Source organism: Cellvibrio sp. (assembly GCF_053579595.1).
This window is the reverse complement of sequence record NZ_JBRFPI010000165.1, coordinates 1-9,479: the sequence shown is the minus strand read 5'-3', so window position 1 is coordinate 9,479 and position 9,479 is coordinate 1. Positions and strand designations below refer to the sequence as shown.

Below are 9,479 nucleotides of genomic sequence, written 5' to 3'. Positions count from 1 at the left end.
AGCGCATTTCCTGAGTTCATCAATTGACGCTGTGAATTCAAGGAAGCGACATTGGTGTTAATGACTAAAGGCATAATAAATCTCCTAATGATTGTTCCTGTTCACAGTTGCGTTTGCTGTGACAAGCCGACTGATGAAGCCCAGTGACATCGGTAATCAGATTCCGGGGTCGGTGAGAACTTCGTGGCAAGACTTGTAAGAAATTTATTACCAACAGGATTTCTATACGGGTCGCCTAAACCCGATTTTGCACAGACCGTGCCAATACATTTTTACGGAGAGCGTTCACCCCACCCGAAGGTGTGCAATCGCGAGTGATAAAAAGAGGAGGGGAACAAAAAATTGACTAAAAAATTTCAAAAAAAATAAACACTTTTTTAAAAAAATAGATGTGTGAAAACGAAAAAAATAGGGCAGCTTTCGCTGCCCTATTTTTTATTAAACAAACCACAAACCACTTTCATAAAAACATCATAACTAACTATTTTTAAAGGGTTTTATGCTTGCGCACTAAACAGTTGCCCAGGTTCGTCCGGACTGTGTTGTTGCGCCAAGCGCAGAAAAGTTTCATCAGGAATTTGACGAATAACTTCTTGCGTTGTGCGATCCAACACCTTTACCACTGTCTCTCCAGAACTCGGGTCATAAGTGAAGTTCAGATCACGTTGTGTTGACTGAATATATTCATTCATTTGCGCAACAGCAGCACGAACTTTCTCTTCGATCGCCTTGGAATTGACGGCTTCCGGTGGTTGAGATCTTGCCGCATCAGCGGCAAGCGGCAAATCGTTGCCGGTTTTTTGACCTTTTGCACTGCCCGCCTGTGGCGAAACCGGCACAGGCATAACCGGTACCGGGGTCGCAGCGACTTTAGTGAATTCATTCATACATTAGTCCTCACCAGGGTTACCCCCAGACGCTTGTTTTAACAAGCGCTTGGGGGGAACTAGTCAACTTATCTCAGCAGAGACAGTACTTGTTGTGGACGAGCGTTGGATTGAGCCAACATTGCCGATGCCGCTTGTTGCAACACTTGTGAACGGCTCAGGCTTGCAGTTTCTGCAGCGAAGTCAGCATCGGTAATACGTGACCGCGCAGTCGCTGTTTTCTCTGAGATATTCGCCAGGTTAGATACGGTAAAGTCCAAACGGTTGTTGACCGCACCGAGGTTTGAACGCGTATCGTTGATGGTTGTCAACGCGTTATCAATTACCTTGATGGCTTTCTGTGCGTTAGCTTGGGTATCAATGCTGATTGATGCAATCGCAGAACCGAAGGCACCGCCGGCAGTATTATTTGCTTCAAGAATACCTATTTCAGCCGCGCTGGCATTAATACCCAACTCAAAGCTGATAGGGTTACCGCTTGCACTGGTCAACTTGATACCGGCTTCTACAATAGTCGCGCCGGTAGCGGTTATCGCAGTAGCGGCAGTAGTCACGGTACCCAAGGTTCCAGCCATAAATTCAACAACATCTACACCCGCAAAACCGTCTGCAGTGCCATTAAATACAGACACACTACCATTGTTAAACGCGATGGCCCCTTGGTCACTTTTCAGAATGACGGTATTGCCATTCAGCTGAGCGGTTACGCCGGTATTATTTGCATTATCATTCAACTCAGTTACCAGCTCGGCCAAAGACGAAACGGCAGCCAAATCGATTTCAACACCATTAATATTCAATGCGCTATTAGTGCCAGCGAATGTGGTGTTGGTAATTGACACACCATTGAAATCCAATGTCGCAGAAGCAAATGCGTTAGCCGTTACGCCCGTTTCAGTAGTTGACTTATTGATTGCGTTGATTTTGCCGAGCAAACTATCGGTGTCTTTGTTGGAGATAGTTACACCGTTAACTTTTACATCACCTACACCCCACGCCAAATCAGCACCAAGGGTACCAGCAGCAATACCAGCTCCTTCAATCACCCCACCTTTGGTGGATTCACGGAAGCCAAGGTTGCTCAGGTCTTCCAAAGTACCAGTGCTGCCGCGAGTGATAGTAATTGGTTTGTCAGTATCCGAAGTTAACACCACACGGCCACGTTGTGACAATCCATCACCCACACCGGTTTCCATACCCAGCGCATCACCCAAGTCAAGGCCACCCGAAGCTGCCACAGCAATTGTGCTACCGGTATTGTTGCTCAACACCAGACGCCCATCCTCACCCACTGATGCATTCACCGCACCTCCGGTAACGCGATTGATGGCTTCAGTAAGCTCTGCCATAGAGGTGGTATTTTCGCGCAATTGATAAGTCTGAGTACCGCCATTAACTTCGGTAACAGTAATATTCAAACCTTCGCCAGCATCGTTATCGATAATGCCGTTACCATTTGATGAAGCTTGTAATTCAGTTAAGGCAGAGGCGGTTACACCAGTAATGCGCTCATTAATATTGGCAACCAAGTCAGACAAGGTATTGGCATCACCTGATGCACCAGTGTCAAAGGTACCAATTGATTGACCATTAATCAGGACATCTCCATCTTCGATATCTGTACCGAGTGAAGCCGCAAATACTGAAGCAGCGAGGTTAATTTCGTCACCCAACAAGTCCACCGCTGTAGAACCCATGCCCAGGGTTTTGGCATCCATCGCTTGCACTTTAAAGCTGATGGTTTGGTTGGCGTCGGAGCCTACTTGCAGGTCAACCTTGCCTAATGAGCCATCCAACAGGTTTTGACCGTTGAATGAAGTGGTTTTAGCGATACGATCCAATTCTGATACGAGTTGTTGAACCTCGGCATTCAGTGTTTGGCGGTCGCCAGCGGTGTAGATACCGTTCGCTGATTGTACCGACAGCTCACGCATACGTTGCAGAATGTTGGTTGATTCGGACAGCGCACCTTCCGCTGTTTGAATCATAGAAACGCCGTCGTTGGCATTACGGATTGCTTGGTCAAGACCGCGCACCTGCGATGTCATGCGGTTACCAATCGCCAAGCCCGCATCGTCGTCTTTTGCTGAGTTGATGCGGCTACCTGATGACAAACGCTCAGTTGCGCGATCAAGCGCATTGCCTGAACTCATCAACTGACGCTGAGCATTCAGAGAGGCGACGTTTGTGTTAATTACTAAAGCCATGATGAATCTCCTGGATTAATGTCTGTTCGCAGTCTGGCTGCTATAACAAGTCGGTTGATGAAGTCTGAGGACAACGGACTAATCAGCACTTCTAAACAGGTTATCGACACATACGGGAGTAGCTTTAGAATTTTTTTATGGCAGGAACCAACTATTTACACTGAGAATTGCTAAATTTTATTGCAAAGGGTTATAAAGAAGAGAGGGTCGTCAACTTATCGACCATAAGCGTCTATCGCTCTTGCTGCACGAGAATTTTGACGTAATTCTGACGCAGCATTTTCGCGATTAGCCTCAGCTAATGAGGCCAACGCTTTATTAATAGTCTGAATTTCCTGAATTACGCTTGCCGCTTTAGCTTCGAGGTCAGCTTGGGCAAGGGATTGCAGGTACTCTTGATCGTTGAGGGATAACAACCCTTGCTGGCGTTGTTGAACCAGAGTTTCAAATGACTCCCAGTCGCCCGCCTGGGCCAGAGATAAAAGTGCTTGGGATTGGCTGAGCGCACGTGTCAGGGGGTCTAGCAGGGAATCGATATCCATAAGCCGCTCTTCATAAAGGGACAACAGCAGACTAACTCTATAGAACAAGATTAGCAAAAAATAATTGGCCTGCGCGCAAATTAACACTTACAGGCTATTACAACAGGCCAAATATTTATTCATAGCTAACCGCGCCTACAACTATAAATAACTGAAGAGAGATAACTGACTTACTTTTGCAAAACTTTGATGAGATGCATTTAAAATTAGTGTTTGCATGGATAATTGAATACTAGCCTCACTCACATCCACACTTTCCAGACTGGCCAACACAGTTTTACTCGATAATGTAATATCCAAATTCAAGTCTTTTGCGCTTTCAAGCGTATTTAACCTTGCCCCGACCTCCCCTTGTACGGCAACCAAATTTGTCACGGTATTTTCAAGATTTGTCAGGGTTTTAGCGATCAGCTTTGCGAGCTCCGCCTTGCTTACTGAAGTGTCTTGCACATTTCTCATAGCATCACTAAAGCGCGACAAGGTAGTTAACAAACCTTGTTTATCGGTAGATTCAACAAAAAAACTATCCCCAGGCAGCACTAATAAGCCTCGCGTCGATGATGTGCCGATGCCTTGCGTATTTAAGCCCGTTACATCATCTAAAAAAGTGTTACCCCCTTTTATAGTGACCTTCGCATTAGAACTGGAAATAATGCCTTGATCAGTCACCGTTAAGCCCAAACGCATTAATTGCGCAGCATTGGCGGGATCATTAAATGCATTAGCCAAATCCGTTGCATTAGTAATGTTTTGATTAAACGTTATAAATTCAGTTTTCCCATTCACCTCCAACTGAAAGGTTAAGGGTGTGACACTAAAATCGTGTGCAGCGGCAAATGCAAACGGTAAATTGACCGAGCTGGTTCCGCCGCTCTGTGTTGCAAAACCCAAGGCGGTATCCGTGTCTGCACTACCGTTACTGATTGTGATATTCAAACCCGTCGGAGAATGAAACCCCGTAGCATCGACAGTGATACCCAAATTAGCCAATTTATCGGCATTGCTATTCGGTGCCCCCACGGCACTGTTAAATGCTGCAGCCAAATCTGTCGCGTTAGTGACATTTTGATCCAACAACAAGGTTTCCGTTTTGCCTCCCACAGAGATGGAAATGGTGGTGGGTGTTAAAGAGAAGTCGAAAGCACCTACTACACCAAAATCCAGGTCTGCTGCAATTGCAGCCTCCCCGGGATAAGGATTACCCAATACTTGAAAACGCGCACCCGCCACCTCTATATCCACACCAGCAACATAAGGTTGATCAACTAATAACTGTTTACCATTCGATTTTTGTGTAACGGTATAATTGACAGCAGCAGCTGTTTTGGTAAATGACACCACCAAATCATCAGGATACAAAGCATCAAATTCTGCTTGGTCAAAAACCTGTCCAACGGTAATAATTGCCGGAGGGTTGGATTTATTGGACGCACTGGCAGAAGTATTAAATGTATTATGGCCGCTAGGAATATCCACAAATGCTTTTTTACCCGAATCACTCACCGCTACGCTCACTGATGCAGATGCCTGCAAGCGTAACTGCCCCTCATCACCCAAATAATGAAAGTTGCCTCCGCCATCGCCTACAAAAGGTTGGGTGCCACTTTGATAACCGGCGAAAATATATTGCCCAGAAGCATTGCGCGTATTTTGTAAATTCATCAGCTCGCTGATACGTGTATCCACTTCAGCCGCCAGTGCATCGTAGTTAGATGATGTCATCACTGCCGTGTTACCGGCTGATACGGCCATCTCGCGCATACGCTGCACCAAGCCCACGATACTTTGGAGATTAGTTTCTTCCAAATTCAGACTGTTTTCTGCCACATCAATATTTTTTTTATACTGTTCCGTACGCGCCAATTCCATGTTTAATTGTAAAATTGTTGCCGCTGCAACAGGATCATCTGCAGGCGATAGCACACGTTTACCCGTTGCAATTTGTTCCTGGGTTTTGGTAATAGCAGCTTGGGCCTGACCAATGCCCAGATTGGCAATATTATAAATTTGTGTGGTAGATACACGCATAATGAATTCCTCAATAGCGGCAAAAAAGCGGCAAGAGATTGCCAATATTTTGCTGATAAGAAACTCAACGCACAAAGTGTTCCAACTTTCACAGAAAAGATGACGGGAAAGGAAATAGCCAAAGAAGAATTAAACAAGAAATGACAGAGTCTTAGTCGCTGACAAGACTCACACAGGGTCATACTGGAAATTGAAATTAATAGCGCCGAATTATTACAAAGAATTCAATAACGTATCAAATAATTCCCGAGCAACGGATATCACTTGCGCATTAGCTTGATAAAGTTGCTGGAATTTAATCAAATCCGCCGCCTCTTCATCCAAATTCACACCGGAAATACCTTCACGCATAGTTTGTGTTTGCTCTAGTAAACTTTTACTGGCTTCAGTATTAATTTTTGAAAGGCTACTTTTGGTGCCCACCTCCTCAACCATTTTTGAGTAGCCATCAGCAAAGCTTAGGGTGCCGTCTTGCAGGGTCTTAATCGAGTCAAGAGCGGTCATCGCCAATGCATTACGGTTATCATTTTTTCCGTTGCTATTAAACCCTACTGTAAATGTATCTCCTGCTTTGGGTTGGCCATTGATGGCCACCTGATACCCGAGAAAAGAGGAGGAAGCAAAATCGGGCAAACTACTATCACCAAATAATGGACTATTAGTTGGCGATGTTTGCAGACTAATGCCATTAGCCATAGTGATATCAACACGGCCACCCACTGTCACAGTGCTTTGCTCCACGGTCCCCACTGTTAAAGGATCATCTTGCCCGGTTAAACGCACATTGGGATTTCCAGTACCGTCATTGACATCAATGGAATTAATTCCAGCATTTGACGCAGATAAACGAATATCCAAATTAACGCCTGACGATGCCACTAAACGCAATTCCGGCATACCAGTAATTGGGTGATTGGTACTCTGCGCACGAATACCCAAGGCTTTTAGATTTTCATTGGAGTTAATCCGCTCCGCAATATAATCGTTAAATTCCGCTTCACTTACGTTTGGATTGGGGACATCGGATGCAAAGGCGTTGTTAGCGAAATTGTATTCCAACAAATTTTCACCATTAACAGAAAGCTGCAATGGTGGTGCATAGGTAGTGGTATCAAAATTAATATCGGTAATGGTTGCAGTAGTAAACGCGTTGGCAGAAACACCCGATAGAGCACTAATCCTCGCAGCTGTTTGCGCAGCCGAAGCACCAGGCGAGGTCGTAATGGTTTTATTGGTAATTGCACCGGTTTGCGGGTCGCGAATAGTGAATCGCAATTGTTCCGCCAAATAACCATTAGATTGCGGCAAACTGGCGGCAGTCATAGGGCCGGGTAAATCGGGCGGCTCAGTTGCTGTTTGTGCAACACGTCCTGACGGTAAACCAAGCCGATCACCATTACCGGTAACACGTGTCTCACCAACATCGGTAGTAAAAATATTATTGCTTGCACCCGGAATAAACGTTTGGTCGCGCATAGCGGGAACCAAATCTTTTGGATTTGCCGGATCTGAGTTATCCAAAACATCGTAAGTCGTTTCTGATGTAAAACGAATAATGATTGGTGGCGACAAAGTGCCAGGAGTACTGAATGCAGGCAAACGATTACCATCAATATCGACCAGACTTAATACTTCACCCGCATTGATCAAACCACTGCCCGAGTTGCTAGTATTGCCAGCCGTACGAATGGGAGCAGCAAACGCCAAATCTTCTGGCCGTTTTATTTCCGCATGGATATCTCTGGAACCTTGTTTGGTTGGCTGGAGTGTAAACGTATCGCCGCCCTGAAAAGAGCCACTGGTTAAATTTACTGTAACACCATCGAATGAAATAGTGGCGGGATAAGCTCCAGTCAAAGTGCCCTGCTCCACCACATTTTTATCTGACAAACGAGTAATGACATAATTACTGGTGTTAGGGACTATCTCAAAACGATAATCGCTGGTGGTCAACTGACTAATATCATCAATGGTGACGGAAATATTGCGATCATATGGTTGGGCGTTTTGTCCATGTACCACGCGATTAGCTGCTGACACAGGATCATTGATATCGCCAAATAATTTTTGCCCATAATCGCCATCCAGATCAATACCTTGTTGCTGCTGGGTATTGAATTGGTCAGCAATTGCTAGCGCAATACGCCCCAATTCATTCATTGAGGGGTAAAGAACTTGCTCACGAAAACTCAATAACCCACCAATCTGGCCACCGGAAATTTGGGCAGTCACATCAGCAACAGATGCATTACTCTTCAGTTGAATTTTTCCATCATTACTGACACCAAATGAGCTGACTTGAGTACCAACTACCAAGGGCTGGCCGTTGCCAATAAATATATTGACATCGCCATCATCTTGCTTAATGACTTGCAGCGATACCAGCTCTGACAACTTCCGCAACGCTTCATCGCGTTTATCCATCAAGTCATTAGGCTGATTGCCGTCGCCAGATGCGCGTTTATCTGCAATTGCCTGGTTCAATGATGCAATTGACTGCGCAAGAGAACTCATCTGCGATGTGACAGTATTTATTTCACGATTCACACTCTTCTCAACATCATCCATGCGCTGATACAAATTATTAAAACGAATACTTAGACTTTCGACCTCGGTCACAATTAACTGACGGCCAGGTGTAGACGAAGGATCATTTGCACCGTTTTGCATAGACGCAAAAAAAGTTTGTAGAGCCCCTGTTAATCCAGTACTTACATCAGCAAACAATTTATCCAGCTTGCCAATATTGGAGTTGTATTTATCGAGCTGATTAAAAGTCGATGTATCCTGGCGTAACTGTGCCGTTACAAATTCATTGACTATTCGCTCAATCGATACTGTAGTAACACCGGAACCAATAAACCCCGCACTACCGATATTTTGTTCCGGGCGAGTAGCATAGTTAACTTCCTGCCGCGTATAGCCAGCATTATTGGCATTGGAAATATTATGCCCAGCGGTTCGCAGCGCATTCTGACTAGCCTGCAGCCCAGAAATGGCATTGGAGAGAATTCCAGACATAGGACTACTCCACTAATTTTCGGCCAGCAATGGCCGCGGTAGACAATAATGTTTGCGCCGACTGAGCCAATTCATTGACGGTACGAATGGCATCGCTATTTAACAAACCTTTAATTTTTTTCGCATAACCAGGATCAGTTGCATAACCTGCGGATTGTAACGCGTCTGCATAAGCTGACGAATTTCTACCTGCACTCAGTGCTTGTTGGTAGCGCGGATTATTTTTCATAAGATTGACGTAATCAGAAAAACTTTCTGCGTAATTGGTGTATTTACGAAAATCAGACTTTTCATTTGTTGCTATACCATTGCGATACTCAAGAGTGGTGACATTGACCTTATTGCCATGCCACCCCGTATTCGCTTTGATATTAAACAGGTTAAAACTATTTCCACCTAGTTTGTCATGAATAACATGTTTTCCCCAGCCCGTTTCCAACGCTACCTGGGCAATCAATACATCCGGATTAATATTCAATTCTGCAGCGGCTTTTTCTGCATGGGGTTTCAGCAACATAACAAAATTTTCCTGCGTGTTGCTGATACTGGCTTTTTGACCGGCACGAATATTAGAAGGTTGAGTCTTGTTCAACAGCGCCGGTACAGCAGCATAGTTGATAGACGTTATTGCAGACAGCTCATCACCCTTAGCATCTTCACCAACTAATAGAGACTGCATTTGGGAGTTGTCACTCATGCGCATAAAATCATTGATCCACTCATCTAGAGCGTCCGCTTTTTCAATATCATTGCATCGTCTACCCACCGCCCATTTTGTTTCATCTCCAACACGC

6 protein-coding genes are annotated in these 9,479 nt (G+C 45.0%); all 6 read right to left on the bottom strand.

Annotated elements, in window-relative coordinates:
* Window positions 1-497: 497 nt before the first annotated feature.
* A complete protein-coding gene (locus ACWA6V_RS11490; protein WP_449522616.1) occupies window positions 498-887 on the bottom strand; it encodes a flagellar protein FlaG in 390 nt (129 codons plus the stop codon).
* Between the two features lie 68 nt (window positions 888-955).
* The gene (locus tag ACWA6V_RS11485) at window positions 956-3,094 is read right to left on the bottom strand and encodes a flagellin N-terminal helical domain-containing protein (RefSeq protein WP_449522615.1); all 2,139 of its coding nucleotides are present in this window, start codon (window positions 3,092-3,094) and stop codon (window positions 956-958) included.
* Between the two features lie 215 nt (window positions 3,095-3,309).
* Window positions 3,310-3,636, bottom strand: a complete 327-nt coding sequence (locus ACWA6V_RS11480) for a flagellar protein FliT (RefSeq protein WP_449522614.1) — start codon at window positions 3,634-3,636, stop codon at window positions 3,310-3,312.
* Window positions 3,637-3,777: 141 nt separating this feature from the next.
* Window positions 3,778-5,664, bottom strand: a complete 1,887-nt coding sequence (flgL, locus tag ACWA6V_RS11475) for a flagellar hook-associated protein FlgL (protein WP_449522613.1) — start codon at window positions 5,662-5,664, stop codon at window positions 3,778-3,780.
* Between the two features lie 213 nt (window positions 5,665-5,877).
* The gene (flgK, locus tag ACWA6V_RS11470) at window positions 5,878-8,685 is read right to left on the bottom strand and encodes a flagellar hook-associated protein FlgK (RefSeq protein WP_449522612.1); all 2,808 of its coding nucleotides are present in this window, start codon (window positions 8,683-8,685) and stop codon (window positions 5,878-5,880) included.
* A gap of 4 nt (window positions 8,686-8,689) precedes the next feature.
* On the bottom strand, window positions 8,690-9,479 hold a 790-nt coding region (flgJ, locus tag ACWA6V_RS11465; protein WP_449522611.1), incomplete at its 5' end, for a flagellar assembly peptidoglycan hydrolase FlgJ.

What these genes read in the sequence shown, in the direction of transcription:
- ACWA6V_RS11485 (WP_449522615.1), bottom strand. Translation starts at nt 3,094, where the DNA reads ATGGCTTTAGTAATTAACACAAACGTCGCCTCTCTGAATGCTCAGCGT.
- flgL (WP_449522613.1), bottom strand. Translation starts at nt 5,664, where the DNA reads ATGCGTGTATCTACCACACAAATTTATAATATTGCCAATCTGGGCATT.
- flgK (WP_449522612.1), bottom strand. Translation starts at nt 8,685, where the DNA reads ATGTCTGGAATTCTCTCCAATGCCATTTCTGGGCTGCAGGCTAGTCAG.
- ACWA6V_RS11480 (WP_449522614.1), bottom strand. Translation starts at nt 3,636, where the DNA reads ATGGATATCGATTCCCTGCTAGACCCCCTGACACGTGCGCTCAGCCAA.
- ACWA6V_RS11490 (WP_449522616.1), bottom strand. Translation starts at nt 887, where the DNA reads ATGAATGAATTCACTAAAGTCGCTGCGACCCCGGTACCGGTTATGCCT.